The organism is Streptomyces sp. NPDC102514 (assembly GCF_055584525.1).
Genome location: NZ_JBVJLW010000003.1, coordinates 549,939 through 567,793, shown reverse-complemented (window position 1 = coordinate 567,793; position 17,855 = coordinate 549,939). Strand labels below are relative to the sequence as shown.

Below are 17,855 nucleotides of genomic sequence, written 5' to 3'. Positions count from 1 at the left end.
TGGTCAGTCCTCCAGGACGGTGCGCAGGTCCCACAGGGTGCGCCAGGTGGCGGAACCCTGCTCGGCGCGGCGCCTGACGGGGCCGTCCCAGTACCCGCGGAGCCGGGCCGCGTCGGCGGGGTCGTCCTTGCGGACCACGCCGAGCAGATGGCCCGGCAGCAGGCCGAGGACATCGCGGTCGCCCGGGAAGTAGGCGGCGGCGAGGCCGAGGGCGCCCGCCACGGACACGGCTTCCGCGGTGCTCATCACCGTGGAGGGCCGCTCGACCTCCCAGCCCTCCGCGGACCGGCCCTCCCGCAGATCCCGGAACGCCGTGATGAGCGCTTCCAGCACGGCGTCGTCGACCTTGAAGGGCGCTCCGGCCCGCTCGACCGAGGCCCGGGCCTGACTGCGGACGAGTGCGGTCTCGGCGTCGAGGTCCGCGATGGGGCCGATGGTCTCGAAGTTGAAGCGGCGCTTGAGCGCGGCCGACATCTCGGAGACGCCCTTGTCGCGCAGGTTGGCGGTCGCGATGAGACTGAAGCCGGGCGCCGCGTGGGCCAGGGCGTCCTCGGTGCCCGCCAGTTCGGGCACGGCGATGCGCCGCTCGGAGAGCAACGACACCAGGGCGTCCTGCACCTCGGGCAGACAGCGGGTGACCTCTTCCACCCGGGCGACGGCTCCCCTGGTCATGGCGGTCAGGACGGGCGACGGCACAAGTGCCTCCCGGCTGGGCCCCTGGGCCAGCAACAGGGCGTAGTTCCAGCCGTACTTCAGCTGGTCCTCCGTCGTGCCCGCGGTGCCCTGGACGACCAGGCCGCTGGTGCCGCAGACCGCGGCGGACAGCAGCTCGGACAGCATGGACTTGGCCGTGCCGGGCTCGCCGACGAGGAGCAGCCCGCGCTCACCGGCGAGAGTGACGACGCACCGCTCGACGAGGGCACGTTCGCCGACGAACTTCCCCTCGACGACGAGACGCCGCGGCACCCCCTCGGGCACCTGGGCGCCGTCGGGCAGCTGCAGGGCCCGACCTTCGCTGCCCATGACGAACGTGACGACGGCGCGGGGCGTGAGCCGCCACGCGGGTGGCCGCGGCCCGTCGTCGTACGCGGCCAGGAAGGCCAGCTCGGTGGCGTGCCGGTCCTCGGGCGGGGTGATCTGGCGGCCCGGGGCGGAGGCCAGGGTGGTGGTCATCGGTGGTCCGTCCGGTCGGGTCGGTGGGTCATCGGGAGAAGGGGTGTCGCCTGGTGGGCGGTCATCGGCGGCGGCCCTTCCGGGTGGCGCGGGTGGTGAGCTGCTCGTAGGCGGGCGCGTCGCCGTCCTGCACACGTCGCCAGGCGCGGGCGAACAGTTCGGGCACCGGGAGGAGCGGCACGGCACGCGTGTTCTCGCGTATCGGGTAGAGGCTCTCCTTCCAGGTCTCCACCGGCAGGGCGGGGGACTTGAGGTCGCGCCAGCCGCACGGCAGGAAGAGGGTGCGCCCTGCGCGCGGTCGCTTCGCCTCGACCACCAGGTCGGTGGCGGCCAGTTCGGCGCGGGCCCTCTTCATCCGGGTGGGCTTCCAGCCGGTCCAGCGGGCGCAGTTGCGGTCCGTCGGATCGGGCAGGGCCAGCAACTGGAGGTAGAGCGTCGCCGCGTCCTCGCCCAGACCGTGGGCCGCGGCCACCTCGGCGACCAGCTCGGGAGCGACGACGGCCGGGTCCTGGGCGTACCCGGCGGGGCCCTCGGGGTCCGTGCCGGCCTTCAGCGCGTGGGCCAGTTCGTCGTCGAGGATCGCCCGCAGGGACTGGACACCGGCGTCGCGCTGCGGACCCACCAGGCCCGCGAGGAGCCCGATGACCGCGTCGTCCGGACCGGTCAGGGCGGTGGGGCGCAGCAGGACCGTCTCCCGCTCGGCGTACCAGGGCCGCAGCGCGAGGGCGTCGCCGACGGGTGTCAGGCCGTGCGCGTCGGCGCCCCCGGTGGCGGGGAGCCCGTACGCCTTGCGCAGTTCGACCGCCGTCGAGCCGCCCTTCTCCGTCCACATGACATCGAGTGCGAGCAGCAGCTCGGGGTCGGTGAGGCGGTGCCGCAGGGCGGCGAGGCCCACGGGCAGGGACGCACGCAGCGGGTGCCCGTACGGCAGCGCGTAGGCGAGTGAGGCCAGCGCGGCCACCGCTCGGGTCAGGTCGTGCGCCCCGGGCAGTGCGGCGGGGTCCGCCGCGACGAGGTCGCCGTCCTTGTCCGGGCGCTGCACCGTGGTGCGGCTGATCCAGGGGGTGAGCCCCGGGTTGAGCACCGACTCGGCGAAACCGGCCGGCAGCCCGGCGAGATCGACCGCGAGGTCCTCGGGCAGCCGGACGACGGAGCCGAGCCGCTCGGCCCACACCCGGCCCGCCGCCGCGGTGTCGGGGCCGGTGGTCCACAGGTCCGCGGGGTCCTCGGGCAGCAGGGCGCCCAGCAGCGCGGACCGGTCCTCCCGGCCGAGCGACGACAGGCGGCCGTTGCCCAGGTCCAGCTGCCGGGGCTTGAGTCCCATCGTCGCGAGGGCGTCGGCTCCGGGATTCTGCGGACGCCCGGCGAGCAGCACGGTGGCCTGTACGGGGCCCAGGCCGCCGCGGGTCGCGTCGGCGAACGCGGCGGGCGCCTCGGGCAGCCACGGGGCGGCGCCCTTGTCCCGGATCAGCCGGGTGAGGGCGGCGAGCCCGTTCTCGGGGAACGCCGACACCACCGGGGTCTCCCTCTGCAGGGTGAAGTGGGCGACGGCGCCGAACGCGCCGGAGGGATCGTGGTCGAGGGCGAGCCAATTGACCCGGGCGTGCTGGGTGTCGACGGTGTCGCAGCCGAGGACGACCACGGTCCGGCCCTTGCGGCGGAGCACCTGACCGACGCGCTGCTGCTTGGTGTGCGGTTCGCTCAGCACGATCTCGCGCAACCCGCCTCCGGGTGTCGCGAGCGGCCCTTCGGTGATCGCTTCGAAGAGCAGGAGCAGTGCTTCCCGCTCGGCCTCGGTCGCCACGGGCGTGGCGGCACGGTAGGCCAGGGGCCGGAGCGAGCCGAGCAGGGACGTCCACGCGCTGCCCATGCCGGGGATCGTGTGGTCCTCGCTGCGCCACTTGTCACCGACAGCGCCCGTCCGGGCCAGGTCGGGCAGCGGTTTGCCCTCCGCGGGCTTTCCGGACAGGACGTGGTTCACGGAACGGATCTGGCGCAGGGCGGTCCACTGGGACTCGCCGCCCCAGCCTCCCCACATCTCGGCGAGGCCGTCGACGGCCGTGCGCACCGACCGGTCGTCGCCGTGCACGGGGCTGTAGTCGGGGAACATGCCCTCGGTCCGTCTGCGGTCCGCCTGCGGCCGCTCGACCGGCGGCTCCACGAACGTGCCCACCGACCCTTCGACGCGGAGCGCCGCACGGACCAGGGCGGACACACCGGTGAGCATCCGCTCGTCGGCGAGGCGGGGCAGGGCCTTGGACACGGCACCCCGCACGAAGTCGTCCGCGGACGCGACGACGGGCTTGCCGTCGCCGGTGGTCCTGGTCCCGTCACCGGCACCGTGGACGGCGTCACCGGCCTTGCGGATCTGGGCCTGACGCTTCGCCAGGGCCCGGTCCGCGGCGGCCAGCACCTCGGCCGCTGCTTTGTCGGTGAGCGCCCGCAGCACGGCGGACGCCCGCTCGTCACGGGGGCGCAGCGCGTGCCAGAAGGCGACCGGCGGTACGAGCCGCGTACCGGCCGCGAACTCCCCGCCGCCCTGACCGGGTGTCACGCGGCCGAGTTCACCGGAGTCCGAGGTGTCCTCGGCGGCGAACAGCGCGACCTGCTGGTGGAACTGCGCCGCGACGGGCTCGGCGCCGCCAGGCAGCCGCAGCGCGCCGAGGGCGAAGCCCGTCGACCGGCTGTCGGCCGAGGCCCGGGTGACGGTCCGGCCGTCCGGCGTACCGGTCGTCGTCCGTATGTCGGCCCCGGTGCCCTCCGAGCGCACCCAGCGGCCCAGAACCGTACCGTCGGTGCCGAACGGGCTCTGTTCGAGGCCGGGTTGCAGCGGCAGGACCTGGCAGTGCTGCTGCAGGAGCGTGGCGTCCTCACGGATGCCCGACTGGAGGAAGGCGGGCAGGGAGGCACGCCCGTGCGTCCCGGTGGCCGGGTCGTACTCCAGCCAGACCTGCTGCAGCCCCTGCCTGCCCTGACGCCAGCACGTCGTGCCGTCACCGATGACGGGACGGTCGGCGGGCAGGACGGTGTCGCCGGCGTGCAGGGTGCGTCCGCCGGTGGCACGGCCGCCACCGGTCAGCGGGATCGAGGGATCGGTGGCCTCGCTGCCGTACCAGTACGGCAGTTGCTCGCCGCCGAGGGTGAACACGTCGGACGGCCGGGCCGACCAGTAGCCGAACTGCTTGTTGTCCTGCCGCCACATCACCAGCAGTTCACCGTCGGTGTAGCGGAACCGCGGATACGTCCAGCGGTCGAGTTCGACGGGCAGCCGCAGCGCGTGGTCGAGGAGCACCTCGTCCGGGCCGACGACGACGACCTTGTGGCCGCGGGAGAGGATCAGGGCGGGCCAGGCCTCCGTGAGGCGCAGCTGGTCGTCCTGGTTGCGGCCGGTCTCGCTGTCCATGAGCCGCAGCGCCTCGTCGAGCGCGGGCCAGCCCAGCTCGTCGGGGATGCCGGCCCGCAGCGTGCGGCCGAGCAGCGGCGCGATCTCGTGCTTCGCGACGCGTGCGACCGCTCGCGGGCTCACCCGGGCGGCGACCGGACGGAAGGGGCGCAGCCGCTGGAGGGCCGCGCGGGCGCCGGGCAGGCCCGTCGACGCGCCGAACGTCTCGGCCGCGTCGTCCAGCCATTCGCGCAGCACATCGTTCAGTACGGGGTGGTCGGCCAGGCTCTCCAGCAGCTTCGTGGAGACCGACCGGTCGTTGCCCAGCGTCCCGACGGCCCGGAGCAGCAGCGGCCGGCAGCGCGCATCCGCGGCGGTGGCGGCCAGGTCCCGTCCATCGGGCCGGCTCTCGCGGAGCCAGCGGTCGAGGGCCAGATGCACGTCCTTGTCCGCGGCGGGCATCGCGAGCGGGATGCCCTGCGCCACGCACAGGTCCAGCAGGTCGAGGTCGGCACCGGCGTACCAGCGGCCCGTGAAGAGGTCCACGGCCCGGCCGTCGGCACGCAGCCGCGGCGCCATCCGCTCGACGAGCCGAAGGGTGAGCGGGGAGCGCCCGCTGACCGTGGAGCCGTGCTTGCGGTGGGTGGCCCAGCGGCTGAGCCAGTCCGCCGCGTCGACGCCGTCCGCCGTGACGTCGCCCTCGGCCGCGTCACCGGCGTCACCCGCGCCGTCCTCGCCGGTGAGGAGGCGGTCGGCGCCGCTCTCCGTGAGCAGCGTCAGCCAGAACTCGTCGTTCTTGACGTCGTGTCCCAGGCCGGTCGGCATGATCTCCAGCAGCCGGGCCCGTACGGCCGGTTGCCGCTCGGTGAGGACGGCCAGGGTGGCTCGGTACGCCGTCCAGAAGGAGGCGGGCGCCCGCACCGCGGCGGGTGAGGCGACCAGATCGGCCACGAAGGCGCATTCCTCGGTGACCCGGTCGAGCCCCGCGGCCTTGATGAGACCCCGGGCGTCCTGCGGCAGCGACGCGTACGGCGGCATGCCGGCCGCGCAGCGCTCCACGCACAGCTGCCGGAACTGCGCCCACGCCGTGGCAGGGTCGAGCCGGTGGGCGAGATCCTTCACATGTTCCTTGAGCGCCTTGACCGTCAGCGCCCCGGCGAAGGCGAACTCCAGGAACACGGCACGCTGCCGCTCCTCGTCGACGGTGAGCGCGTGCACCCGCTCGGCCTCGCGGGCCTTGCCGAAGAAGGTGGCCCCGTACGTCGTGTTCTCGTGCTGGAGGAAGACCCGCGCGGCCTGCTCGTAGAAGGTCGGCAGGAAGTGCGGTACGGCCCGGCCGAGCCGCACGCCGAGTGCCTCGAAGCCCTCCTTGGCCGTGCCGGGGCGGGACTTGGCCTGACGCGCGAGCCGTTCGACGTCCTTGACCAGCGCCAGTGCGTGGTGGCCGTTGGCAGGGTCGTTGACCAGTGCCCAGGCGGGGAAGCCGAGGGTCTCGCGGCGGACCTGGCCGACCTCGGGCGTCTCCGGCTCACGGGCCAGACCCAGGAACTCCAGAGCCAGGTCCTCGGCCTCGCCGAGCGTGCCCGGCACGAGACGGACTGCCACCCGGCCGTCCAGCGCGGGATGGCTGTACGTCCGCACGGTGAGGGTGTCGGCGTCGTCGCCGGTGTGGGTGCCCGGGGGCAGCACGGCGCCGGCTTCGAGCAGTGCGGCCGTGTCGATGTGCGCGTACGTGGTCATGCCGCCTGCTCCTCGTCCTCGATGTCACGCCCGGCGAACAGGGTGGCCGCCATGCGCATGCCCTCCGACCAGGCGACGGGCCCCACCTGACCGAGCTTCAGCACCTTGCCCGCGCCGTCCGTCCACATCAGGGGGCCGGTCTCGGTCTGCTCGTAACTGTCGTAGTCGCCGATCCAGACGCGGGCCTCGATGCCGCGCGAGTCCTCCCGCACGGAACAGACCGCGTTGCCGCCGCGCACGCGGTAACCGTGCTGGGTGACCCGGCCCTGCAGGAAACGCAGTTGCTTGAACGCGCCGCCCGCGAACTCCTCCACGGAGGTGGCTTCGGCGTCGACGGCCGCGGGACGGTGCCACACCTCGCGGAAGAGCTGCTGGGCGCGCTGCTCGACACCGATCTCGACCGCGAACTCCCGCAGATCCTCCAGCTCGTCGAGAAGGACGGGATGGGGGAGGCGGACGAGTTCCGGGGTGATACGCACGCTGTCCCCGTCGAGGTCGACCAGACCGAGACCGCGATCGAGGTCGACGTCCCGCAGGAATCCGGCCACTTCGTTGTTGTCAGGACCGGTGACGACGAGATCGCGGAGCGCGCTCTGCCAGGCCGGATCCGGCCACACCCGGGCGATGACCGCGAAGGGCACCGGCAGCGAGCGCACCATCCACTTCTCGACGTCGGTGAGGCACTGGCGCTCGTGCCGCTCCAGCCACTCGGCGAGCTGCCGCAGTCCCATGACCGCGGGATCCTCCGCGAGTTTGGGCGGTACGGACTTCAACTGCCGCCCCGCGGCGTTGCGGCACACCACCTTTCCGCCGTCGAGGCCGACCTCGTAATCGCCGGCCGTGACCCACCCCATATGTGCCTCCCCGCACTTCACTGATCAAGTGCGGAGAACTCTAGGTGAGACCACTGACAATGCCCCTCCGGAGTCCACCGGCAGTGACTGACAACGCTTTCGAGCCAACCGCCGACTGATGGTCGGCGGCCACCGACCGGCAGTCACCCGACGGCAATCGGCCACCTCTCAAGGCCGGCTGCGCAGGCCCGCGACGAGGATCCCCACCAGTCGGCGTGCGTCGTAGCGGGGGTTGTTGCCCGCGCCGGCGCAGAGTCCGCCGACGCCGCGCATGAGTGCGTACGGATCCATGCCGGGATCGATCTGCCTCGACGCGGCTGCCGCGTCGAGCAGTTCGGCGCACACGGGCACGAGGCGCTCAAGGAAGTAGGAGTGCAGGGGGTCGAAGCAGGGGTCGTCGGACTGCAGCACGGAGGCGAGCCCCTGTTTGGTGACCACGAAGTCGACGAACAGGTCGATCCACTGCGCCAGTGCGCCGTACGGATCCGCGCCTGACGCCAGCAGCGTGGGACCGGCCTCGGCCAGGGCCTCCACCTGATGCCGGTAGACGGCGACGATGAGGTCCGCCCGGGTCGGGAAGTGGCGGTAGATCGTGGCTGTCCCGACGCCTGCCTCGGCCGCGATGTCACGAATCGGCGCCTCGACGCCCGAGGCGACGAAGACCGCGGCGGCCGCGTCCAGGAGGACCTCCTTGTTGCGGCGCGCGTCCGCACGTTTGGGGCGGGCCGTACGTCCCGCACCCTGATCGCTTCCGCTCACCACATAGTCCCTGTCGCTGTTGGCATCACTGTCGGCTGTCGCTGCCGACTTTACTAAACGGGACAGTGTCCCGTATGTTCGATCTCAATGCGGGACAGTGTCCCGTTTCCCCATCATGGCAGGTGGGGGAGCCGGTGACCAACCGCGCAGAGTCAGCACCTCGGACGGCCGGAAGAGGAAGATCCCCGTGACCGCATCAACTCCCGCAAGCGCGGCAACCGCAGCCGTATCGGCAGCGGAATCCCCACCGACACACGCACCGGTACATGCACCCGCACCCGCACCGGCATTCGCGCCCCGAACCGCACCCACCCCCGTCGTCTCGGTGAAGCCGGTGGTGCTGGAAGCGCCCGGCCGTGGCCAGGACCTCCAGGTGAGGGTCTCCGCGCCGGTGACCGGGAGCGGGCTGCCGATCGTCGTCCTCTCGCACGGCTTCGGGTCGTCGCTCGACGGCTACGGCCCCCTGGCCGACTTCTGGGCCGCTCATGGCTTCGTCGTCGTCCAGCCCACCCACCTCGACTCCCGCACGGTGGGTCTCGCCCAGGACGATCCGCGTACGCCGCGGATCTGGCGCCACCGCGTCGAGGACGTGAAGCGGGTTCTCGACCGGCTCGATCTGCTGGAAGCGGCCGTTCCCGGTCTCGGCGGCCGTCTCGACCGGACCCGTATCGCCGCCGCCGGACATTCCTTCGGCGGTCAGACCGCGGGCAATCTTCTGGGGCTGCGGGTCCTGGATCCGGTGAGAGGAGAGGAAGCGGACCTCTCCGACGCGCGGATCAAGGCGGGCGTGCTGCTCGCCACGGCGGGGAAGGGCGGAGCCGACCTGACGCCGTTCGCGGCCGAGAACTTCCCCTTCATGAACCCGAGTTTCGCGAACATGACCGTACCGGCCCTCGTGGTCGCAGGGGACCGGGACGACTCCCCGCTGTCCGTCCGGGGGCCGGAGTGGCTCGCCGACCCGTACTTCCTGAGCCCGGGTGACAAGAGTCTGCTCACCCTGTTCGGGGCGGAGCACTCGCTCGGCGGGATCGCCGGTTACGAGGTCCGGGAGACGACGGACGAGAACCCCGAACGCGTCGCCCTGGTGCAGTGGGTCACCTGGGCCTTCCTCCGCCATGCGCTCGGCATCGAGGACGACAGCTGGGCGGCGGCGCGGAAGGCGCTCTCGGAAGGTGCCGACCCCAGCGACTCCGCCGCACTGGGCCGGATCGAATCCAAGTGACGTTCCGCGCGGGCGCGCTTGTACGTGCAGGCGCGCAAGCCTGCCTATGCGTGCAGGCGTGCCCAGCCGTGCAGGCGCGCGCAACCGTCAGACGCAGGCCGCCGCAGCCGCCTGGAGCTGGTCGCGGTGTGCCCGCGCCGACGTCATCAACTGGTCGAGGGCGTCGCGGGTCTGGACGAGTTCCGCGATGTGCGTGGTGAGCCGGTCGCGTTCCTGGCCCATGCGGTCGAGGGCGGCGTCCGAGTTCTCCTCGCTGGGTGAGTCGACGCAGGGCAGCAGCTCGGCGATGGTCCGGCTGGACAGGCCGGCCGCGTAGAGGTTCTGGATGAACCTGACACGTTCGATCTCGTCGTCCGTGTAGTGCCGCTGGCCACTCGCACTGCGGGTGCTGGTCAGCAGCTTCTGTTCCTCGTAGTAGCGCAACGACCGGACACTGACTCCGGCCCGTTCGGCCAGCTCTCCGATACGCATGTGCTTCTCCCCGCTCTCCCCGTGTGCCGCTGTTACCTGGGTCACAGAACTTGCCCCTGACGTCAATGTCAGGTTTTAGCGTAACCGCTGTGCCCGGTACCCGGGCCACGGATCGCGAAGGAGTCACAAGTGACCAGCCTGTTCCAGCGTTACGACCTCGGTGCCCTGACGCTGCCCAACCGTGTGGTGATGGCCCCGATGACCCGGGTGAGGGCCGCGGCCGGCGGTCTGGCCACGCCGTCGATGGCCACCTACTACGCTCAGCGGGCGAGCGCCGGACTGATCGTGACCGAGGGTGTCCAGCCCAGTCTGATCGGGCAGTCCAACCCGGGTACGCCGGGCCTGCACACCGATGAGCAGCAGGCGTCGTGGCGGCCCGTGACGGATGCCGTGCACGCCAACGGCGGACGGATCTTCGCCCAGCTCATGCACGGCGGACGCGTCTCGCACCCCGACACCACGGGTACGCGGCCGGTCGGACCGTCGGCCGTGGCCGCGGTCGGTGACGTGTTCACGCCGACCGGGCCCCAGCCCGCGCCCGTGCCCCGCGCACTGGAGACCTCGGAGATTGCGGAGCACGCCCGCTCCTACGGTGACGCGGCCCGCCGGGCCGTGGACGCGGGATTCGACGGCGTGGAACTGCACGGCGCCAACGGCTACCTGATCTCCCAGTTCCTCTCCGCCAACGCCAACCTGCGGACGGACGGCTACGGCGGTTCCGTGGCCCACCGCATCAGGTTCGCCGTCGAGGCGGTGTCCGAGACCGTCGAGGCCGTCGGGGCGGCGCGCACCGGCATCCGGCTCTCGCCGGGCGGGACCTTCTGGGGAGTGGAGGAGACGGAGGTCATCGACCTCTACACCGCTCTGCTCGGCGAGTTGGCGCGGCTGGACGTGGCGTACGTGCACATCGAGGCGACCGCGGAGGAGGAGGTGCTGGTGGCGCTGCGCCGCGCCTGGCCCGGCACGCTCGTCATGAACCCGGTCCTCCCCATGGGGCCCAAGCAGACCGGCCGGTCGGACGCCGACCACTGGCTCGGCCTGGGCGCGGACCTCATCAGCTTCGGCCGCGCCTTCATCGCCAACCCCGACCTGGTGGAACGCCTGCGCACGGGTGTCCCCATCGCGCCCGTCGACGAGGCGACCTACTACCAGGGCGGCGACGCCGGATACCTGACCTACCCGGCCCACCAGTACAGCGCCTGACCCCGGCCGGCGGAACGCCGGGCCGAGGGGAGGGCGGCGGGGGAGTCAGGCCGACGCGGCGGTCTCGGCGAGTTTCTGGAACTCGCCGAGGTCGTAGTTGGCGAGCGCCGAGTCCAGATTGGTCAGGGCGCCCAGGCGCTCGACGAAACCCTTCGGGTCGTACTCGATCTGCAGGGTGACGCGGCTCGACGTGTCGTCGAGACGGTGAAAAGTCACCACTCCCGCGTGGTGCACGCCCTCGACGGTGTGCCAGGCGATCCGCTCCTCGGGGATCACCTCGGCCAGCTCGGCGACGAAGTTCTTGTCCGCGCCGGGCAGGGACAGCTGCCAGGCGAAACGCCGTTCGTCCAGGGGTTCCACCAGCCGTACGTGACTGAGGAAGGACGGCCACCTCGTCACATCGCTCCACAGGGCCCAGGTGACGGAAACGGGGGCTTGGATGTCGACGGTCTCCACCAGGGATGCGGACACGGGGGCCGCCTTTCGTGGTCGGTCGGGCGCCGAACCGGGTGGATCGGCAGGGCCCGGTTACCCGCACGCACCCCTCCCACACGCGAAGGGTGACCGGGCTTGACGCAGGCCGTACGGGGTATGCGGCATTCTCCGACGTGCCGCACACGGCCCGTAACCCGAACCTGCACTCGCGCCCATCGCCTGTGCCCGTACCCGTATCCGTACCCGTACCCGTGGAGGACATCATGGCCGTGACGGACCCGCCCGCCCCCACGATCGCCTCCGAGGTCCCGGAAGCCGGGGACACGCAGGAGAATTCGGAGGCGCCGAGAGAGCAGGCGAACCGTCGCTGGAACGAGATCCTCCAGGAGACCCGGGTCGCCCAGACCGGCGTACAGATCCTCTTCGGCTTCCTGCTCAGCGTGGCCTTCACCCCCGGGTTCCGGGACCTCGGGACCATCGACCGGACGATCTACGTCGTCACGGTCGTCCTCGGCGCGGCGGCCACCGGTTCCCTCATCGCCCCGGTCTCGATCCACCGCTTCCTGGTCGGCCAGCGGATGAAGGACGAGCTGGTGGAGACCGCCCACCGGCTGATGATGTTCGGAATGGTCCTGCTCGCCCTCACCATCGGCGCGACGCTGCTGCTCATCCTGCGCGTCGTCCTACCGGGTCTCATAGCGGAGTTCCTCGTCGCCGGGGTGATGCTGTACTTCGCCCTGTGCTGGTACGCACTGCCCCTCTGGCTGCGCCACCGCGCCGCACGCGACGAGAACGCCTGAGGCCCCTCAGGGATGGGCCGGCGCTTCCAGCTCCCGCTTGAGGTTGCGCAGGGTTCTGTCGATGTTGCCGACCTGGAAGACCGCGAAGGTCTTGCCGCCGGTGGCCACGCGGTCGAAGGTGTTGGCCACGAGGGTGGGCCACGAGCGCCGGTCGTCGGTCCAGGTCTCCGTCACCCGGGTGCCGCCGCCCTCCGCCTCGAACCGGTACTCCCATGTGGCGATGGGCGCCTTGAGGCGCGGACGCCGGAACCCGATCGCGTGGACGCGGAAGGCGAGGCGGCTGCCTGCATCCGCCGCGGTGACCGTGCAGCGGGTCGTCCAGCGGAAGCCGCGACGTTTGTTGTGCCCCTCGAAGACCATGCCGACCCGGGCCGGCGCGTCCCCGCCCGGGACGGTCGCGCCGAGGTTCTCGGGGCTCCAGCGACCCATCTGTGAAAGTCGGCTGACCTGGTCGTACACCGCCGACGGTGACGTCTCGACCAGGATGCTACGAGTGACGGTGAACGTGCGGGGCATGGGCACTCTCTCCGTGGGCGCAGAAGTTACCGGAGAGTCTACTGGTAAGTAGGAATAAGGAACTCCAGCTCGGGCCGGTCCCACACGACCGCGGGCGGCGTCGCCGACGCGGTCCCGACGTGCACCGCGCCCACGCTGCGGTAGAAACCCTCGGCGGGAGGATGCGACACCACGCGGACCCGGTCGAGCCCGGCCGCCCGTGCCTCGGACTTCATGTGTGCCACGAGCAGCCGTCCCACCCCGCGCCCCTGCGCCTGATCGGCGACGAACATCAGGTCCAGTTCCGGCGGGGCGAGGACGAGCGAGTAGAACCCGAGCACCTGGCCCTCGTGTCCCTCCGCGGCGGTGACGGCCACGAACACGCGGTGGGTCTCGATGTAGTCAGGGCCGACCCGGTAGCCGGCCACCATCGCCGCGTACTGGCCCTCGTAGGCGCGTGAACCGCGCACGAGCCGCGTGAGCCGTTTGGCGTCCCGCGCGGTGGCCCGGCGTACCGAGACCGATCCGCTCCTGCCCGTAATGCTCCGGTTCATCAGGCGAGTATCACAGGCAGGAGATCGTCGTCCTCACACCGGGCCCCGGGACGCCGGGCGGTCCTCAGGGCACCCGGCCCCGGAACGGCACGCCTCAGACGAACGCGCTCTCGCCGGTGACCGCCTTGCCCACGATGAGCGTGTTCATCTCCCTGGTCCCCTCGAAGGAGTAGATGGCTTCCGCGTCCGAGAAGAAGCGGGCCACGTCGTAGTCCAGCACGATCCCGTTGCCGCCGAAGATCTCCCGGGCCCAGCCCACGACCTCGCGCATACGTGCCGTGACATGGGCCTTGGCCAGCGACGAGTGCTGGTCCTTGAACACACCCGAGTCCTGCAGCCGCGCGAGCTGCAGCAGCATGCCCCAGCAGGCGGTGATGTTGCCGAGGCTCTTGACCAGCAGATCCTGCACGAGCTGGAAACCGGCGAGCGGCCGGCCGAACTGCTCGCGCTCGGTGGCATAGGCGAGCGCCAGTTCGTACGCGCCGATCATCACCCCCAGCGCCTGCCAGGCGACCCCGCTGCGGGTGGCACGCAGGACCTCCGCGACGTCGCGGAAGGACTCGACGTTCTGGAGCCGGTCGGCCTCCGGCACCCTGACGTCGGTCAGCGTGATGTCGGCGTTCTCGACAATGCGCAGGGAGATCTTGTTCGCGATCTTCTCCGTGGCGAAGCCCGGCGTGCCTTTGCCGACCATGAATCCCTTGACCTGCTCGTCCGCGAGATCCCTCGCCCAGACCACGACATGGTCGGCGAAGGTGGCGTTGCCGATCCAGCGCTTGGCGCCGTTGAGGACCCAGGTGTCGCCCTGCCGCTCGGCCGTGGTGCCCATACCGGCAGCCACGTCGGATCCGTCGAGCGGTTCCGTCAGGGCGAAGGCCCCGATCGTGTCCATGGCGGCCATGCCGGGCAGCCAGCGGTCCCGTTGCTCCTGGCTGCCACCGGCGTGGACGGAGTACATGGCCAGGCCGGTGTGGACGCCGAAGAACGTGGCGACCGACGCGTCCACCCGGCTCATCTCCAGCGCCATCATCCCGGTCAGCAGATGGCTCACCGCGGGGCGGTGCTCGCCGTAGCCCTCGTACGACAGCCCCACCAGACCGCTCTCCCGGAACTTGGTGATCAGCTCCGGGGGAAAGGTGCCCGCGGCCCAGTTCTCGTTCACCAGCGGCTTGACCTCGTCGTGCATGAACGCGCGTGTCTTCAGCAGGATCTTGCGTTCCTCGTCCGACAGCGCGCCCTCGAAGTCGTAGAAGTCGGCAACGATCCCGTCATCCATGGAAGATCTCATCTTCGCCTTCTTCCACGCTTTCCTTGCAGGATGCACGGGAATTCGGCGAATGGGTCAACCCGTACCGCGCAGGAGTGAGTCAGCCCGTCCGGCAGAACGGCTCCCTGCCCATGGCGGACTCGATGCCCCCGAGGAGGAGGCGCTGGAAGTGATCGGAGCCGGGGAACGAACCGTCCGTCGAGAAGGCCGCGGCGTCATGGCCGAGGGTGGTGAGCCAGGCCCGCCCGCCGTCGTAGTACTGGCACCAGGCGACCGGATGGTCCCTGCCATGGCCGGGGTGCCCCTGATTGCCCGTGACGCCTTCGGCCAGCGTGGACTCGTCGACGGTGGCCAGGACACGGACCTTCGAAGGGGCCGGGACGAGGTTGTACCACTCGTCGGAGAAGTCCCAGCGGGCCGGCAGCCCGGCGGTGGAGGAGTCGCGCCGGTTCTGCACGACGACCTTGCCCGGTTGCGCCGGGCCGTGGTCGTAGAAGTTGGCGCCGCCCAGCAGGCCCTCGTACCAGGGCCAGTTGTACTCCGTGCCGAACGCGTTGTGGATGCCGGCGAAACCACCGCCGCCGCGGATGTACTGGCGCAGGGAGGTCTGCGCGGCGTCGTCGAGGGCGTCGCGGCTGGTGGAGTAGAAGACGACGGCGTTGTACCGGAAGAGCCGGGCGGGCGTGGCGAGTTGGGTGACGTCCTCGGTCCAGTCGACGGTGAAGCCGTGCTCCCTGCCCATCTCGACCAGGGCGTTCTGGACGACATTGGTGTCGGCGAGAGCAGGGTTGAGTCCGGCGCCGAGCGCGGGGCCGAGGTTGGCGTGCCGGGGCCCGGCGGTCCGGGTGTAGAGGAGTACGCGGTAGCCGTCGGCGGCCGGGGAGAAGTTGCCCCAGTCGTGGTAGCACTTGGCGCTCGTGCCACGGCAGACACCGTATTCCGGACTGCCCAACTCCTCGGCGGCCTGTGCATGTTGGCCACCCGTCGATGCGCCCTCGCCCCGCGCGTCCCCCTGCTGCTGAAGGCCGAGGAAGGCGGCCAGCGCGATGAGGAGCGTGGCACTGACGGCGGCGACCACGGACACGGTCGTACGCGCCGCGCGTGCGCCGGATGTCGTGGTGACCGGCCCTCTCCCGGGACGGCGATTCGCTGAACGGCGTTGCGCTGAAAGGCGATTCACTGGACGACGATCTTGCCGGTGGACTGGGGGAAGGCCGGGTCGTTGTAGAAGTACTCGCCGCGCCTGCCGAAGGTGTACGTGTACGACTGGCCCGGCATCAGCAGCCCGGTGTCGAACTCCGCGTCGAAGAACGCGACCGCCCCATGGGCCTGCGCGTTGTCGGCGGGGTTGGTGAAGGTGACGGCGGTGCCGGCCGGGACCGTCAGGTGCTGGGGTGCCATGGCGTTCTGGGCGACCGTGTTCTCGGCTGTTCCGGGCGCGCCCGTGGAGGTGTTCCAGACGCGGCCGAGCGTGACGGTGTCGTGTGCCGTCGCCCCGGTCACGGCGGCGGTACGGATCTGGTTGCGGCGGGACGGGGGAGTGGGCGCGGGGGCCTGGCCCACCTTGCCGCCGAGCTTGAACGCCCAGAGGTGGTCGCCCCGCGGGATGTCGGGGAAGGGGAGGCCGTTGCCTCCGGCCAGCACGGCGACGTACTGCTCGCCGTCGATCTCGTACGAGACGGGGACGGTGTTGACCCCGGCGCCGCACTGCCACGTCCACAGCGTCTTCCCGTCGGTGTCGTCCATCGCTTCGAGGACACCGTCCGGGCGGCCCTGGAAGAGGACGCGGCCGGCGGTGGTGAGGATGCCGTTGCCGTGCGCCAGCGACCAAGGGCCCTCCTTGCGCCAGGCGACCGTGTTGGTGCGCGGGTCCATCGCGACCAGACCGCCGCCGAACAGCTCGCCGAGGGGCCGGGCCGTGTTGACCCGGCCGCCGCGGGTGTTGGAGTAGGAGGAGTTGACGAGCCCGTAGCCGACGTAGACGTATCCGGTCCGGGGGCTGAAGGAGGGGAAGCCCCAGTCGGCGCCGCCGCCCGCTCCCGGGAAGAGGATGGTGGCCCGGTCCCAGAACACCTCGTACAGGCCGCCCGTCGGATAGAAGGGGACGGGCCGGGTCGTCTTGTTCAGCCCCGGGTAGGGGGAGACGAACGGTTCGCCGCCGGGGAAGGGCTGGGTGGGGGACGTCTTCTGCAGGGTGTGCTGGGGGACCGGCCGTTCCTCCATGCCGTGCACGGCCTCACCCGTACGGCGGTCGAGGACGTAGTACCAGCAGGTCTTCGAGCCGTAGACGACGACCTTGCGTTTCCTGCCGTCGACGAGCAGGTCGGCCAGTACCGGTGCCATGACGTTGTCGGCGTCCCAGATGTCGTGGTGGACCGACTGGAAGTGCCAGCGCCGTTCGCCGGTCTTGGCGTCGATGGCGACGATCGAGTTGGCGAAGAGGTTGTCGCCGCCGCGCGAGGACCCGTCCGTGCGGGGGTAGGGATTGCCGAACGTCCAATAGACCAGGCCGAGTTCGGGGTCCACGGCCGGGTGGATCCAGGGGACCGCGCCGCCGGTCTTCCAGGAGTCGCCCTCCCAGGTGTCGTGTCCGTACTCGCCGGGTCCCGGCGGCCCCCAGAACGTCCATACGACAGCGCCGGTCCGGGCGTCCAGCGCGTAGCCGCGTCCGCGGGCGCCGGCGGTCGAGCCCTCCGTGCCGATGTAGACCAGGCCGTCCCAGTGCACGACCGCGCCCGCGAGGCCGCCGCTGTTGCCGCCGCACTGGCCGCTGTCGTTGTCGCAGCCGTCGTCGCCGCCGTTGTCGTCCACGATCAGCGGCTTCTGCCAGACGATCGCGCCGGTCCGCCGGTCCAGGGCGTACACGATGTTCGCGCCGGAGATGGTGAAGACCTTGCCCTCGGCGACGGCGACGCCCCGCATGTTGGTGGTCTCGGTGCCGAGGCCGGTCCTCCAGATCACCTCGCCGGTCCTGCCGTCGATCGCGAAGACGTTCTGCTGGGTGGTCTCGACGTACAGCACACCGTCCCGCACGACGATCGTGCACTGCTGGTACGCGCCGGTGGAGCCGCCCTCCAGGTTGATGTGCCAGGCCCCGCCGAGCCGCTTGACGTTTCCCGGGGTGATGTCCTGGAGCGTGGAGTGGTTCTGGTTGCCGTAGTCGCCGCCCACCTTGGGCCAGTCGGCGCCGGTGGTGCCGAGGGCGGCGGACTGCCGGGGGACCGGGAGCGCGAGGTCCGGGCCCGCGTTCGCGGTGGACGCCGCAGTGGAGGCGCCGACCGCGCTGCCCGCCGCGGCCGTCAGGAGGAAGGTCCGTCTTTCCATCGTTCAGTTCCCTCGATTCTCGGTTCGATCAAGGTCCGCTAGATGGTTCGTGCAAGCCACAGAATGGGTTCGCGTGATGGGAGGTCACGTTAGGGACGGCCATGCGTCCATGACAAGACACGCGACAGGGGATTTTCGAGCCACGAAAGTGAACGTGCGGGTCAACCAGGCGCTAG

14 protein-coding genes are annotated in these 17,855 nt (G+C 71.3%); 3 read left to right on the top strand and 11 right to left on the bottom strand.

What is annotated here, in order from left to right; all coding sequences use genetic code 11:
• Nucleotides 1-3 precede the first annotated feature (3 nt).
• The 4 genes from ACZ60E_RS10665 to ACZ60E_RS10650 form a co-directional block, all read right to left on the bottom strand.
• On the bottom strand, nucleotides 4-1,173 hold the full coding sequence (locus ACZ60E_RS10665; RefSeq protein ID WP_469439448.1) for an ATP-binding protein: 1,170 nt from the start codon (nucleotides 1,171-1,173) through the stop codon (nucleotides 4-6).
• A 61-nt stretch (nucleotides 1,174-1,234) separates the two neighbouring features.
• Nucleotides 1,235-6,295 (bottom strand): hypothetical protein, encoded by a 5,061-nt coding sequence (locus ACZ60E_RS10660; protein WP_469439446.1) that lies wholly within the window; start codon nucleotides 6,293-6,295, stop codon nucleotides 1,235-1,237.
• Entirely contained in the window at nucleotides 6,292-7,149 is an 858-nt protein-coding gene (locus tag ACZ60E_RS10655; protein ID WP_384804359.1) for a DUF4132 domain-containing protein, read from the bottom strand. Before ACZ60E_RS10655 ends, ACZ60E_RS10660 begins: the two co-directional genes overlap by 4 nt.
• A gap of 168 nt (nucleotides 7,150-7,317) precedes the next feature.
• Nucleotides 7,318-7,908 (bottom strand): TetR/AcrR family transcriptional regulator, encoded by a 591-nt coding sequence (locus ACZ60E_RS10650; RefSeq protein WP_469439443.1) that lies wholly within the window; start codon nucleotides 7,906-7,908, stop codon nucleotides 7,318-7,320.
• A gap of 325 nt (nucleotides 7,909-8,233) precedes the next feature.
• On the opposite strand from ACZ60E_RS10650, the gene ACZ60E_RS10645 reads away from it, so the two are divergent.
• Nucleotides 8,234-9,130, top strand: a complete 897-nt coding sequence (locus ACZ60E_RS10645; RefSeq protein ID WP_469439441.1) for an alpha/beta hydrolase family protein — start codon at nucleotides 8,234-8,236, stop codon at nucleotides 9,128-9,130.
• 87 nt (nucleotides 9,131-9,217) lie between these two features.
• On the opposite strand, the gene ACZ60E_RS10640 is transcribed toward ACZ60E_RS10645, so the two are convergent.
• Nucleotides 9,218-9,601, bottom strand: a complete 384-nt coding sequence (locus ACZ60E_RS10640) for a MerR family transcriptional regulator (RefSeq protein WP_384804353.1) — start codon at nucleotides 9,599-9,601, stop codon at nucleotides 9,218-9,220.
• A 129-nt stretch (nucleotides 9,602-9,730) separates the two neighbouring features.
• Here ACZ60E_RS10640 and ACZ60E_RS10635 point away from each other — a divergent pair, with 129 nt between their 5' ends.
• Nucleotides 9,731-10,804, top strand: a complete 1,074-nt coding sequence (locus ACZ60E_RS10635) for an alkene reductase (protein ID WP_469439439.1) — start codon at nucleotides 9,731-9,733, stop codon at nucleotides 10,802-10,804.
• 45 nt (nucleotides 10,805-10,849) lie between these two features.
• On the opposite strand, the gene ACZ60E_RS10630 is transcribed toward ACZ60E_RS10635, so the two are convergent.
• Entirely contained in the window at nucleotides 10,850-11,275 is a 426-nt protein-coding gene (locus ACZ60E_RS10630) for an SRPBCC family protein (protein ID WP_385831180.1), read from the bottom strand.
• A 227-nt stretch (nucleotides 11,276-11,502) separates the two neighbouring features.
• On the opposite strand from ACZ60E_RS10630, the gene ACZ60E_RS10625 reads away from it, so the two are divergent.
• On the top strand, nucleotides 11,503-12,039 hold the full coding sequence (locus ACZ60E_RS10625) for a DUF6328 family protein (RefSeq protein ID WP_469439437.1): 537 nt from the start codon (nucleotides 11,503-11,505) through the stop codon (nucleotides 12,037-12,039).
• A 6-nt stretch (nucleotides 12,040-12,045) separates the two neighbouring features.
• On the opposite strand, the gene ACZ60E_RS10620 is transcribed toward ACZ60E_RS10625, so the two are convergent.
• The 5 genes from ACZ60E_RS10620 to ACZ60E_RS10600 form a co-directional block, all read right to left on the bottom strand.
• Nucleotides 12,046-12,555, bottom strand: coding sequence for an SRPBCC family protein (locus ACZ60E_RS10620; RefSeq protein WP_469439435.1), 510 nt, complete (start codon nucleotides 12,553-12,555; stop codon nucleotides 12,046-12,048).
• A gap of 38 nt (nucleotides 12,556-12,593) precedes the next feature.
• Nucleotides 12,594-13,088: a GNAT family N-acetyltransferase gene (locus ACZ60E_RS10615; RefSeq protein ID WP_469439433.1), complete on the bottom strand. Its 495-nt coding sequence runs from the start codon at nucleotides 13,086-13,088 to the stop codon at nucleotides 12,594-12,596.
• A gap of 94 nt (nucleotides 13,089-13,182) precedes the next feature.
• A complete protein-coding gene (locus ACZ60E_RS10610) occupies nucleotides 13,183-14,376 on the bottom strand; it encodes an acyl-CoA dehydrogenase family protein (RefSeq protein ID WP_469439432.1) in 1,194 nt (397 codons plus the stop codon).
• A 79-nt stretch (nucleotides 14,377-14,455) separates the two neighbouring features.
• A complete protein-coding gene (locus ACZ60E_RS10605; RefSeq protein ID WP_469439430.1) occupies nucleotides 14,456-15,433 on the bottom strand; it encodes a ThuA domain-containing protein in 978 nt (325 codons plus the stop codon).
• Between the two features lie 98 nt (nucleotides 15,434-15,531).
• Nucleotides 15,532-17,679, bottom strand: coding sequence for an outer membrane protein assembly factor BamB family protein (locus tag ACZ60E_RS10600; protein ID WP_469439428.1), 2,148 nt, complete (start codon nucleotides 17,677-17,679; stop codon nucleotides 15,532-15,534).
• Between the last annotated feature and the right edge of the window lie 176 nt (nucleotides 17,680-17,855).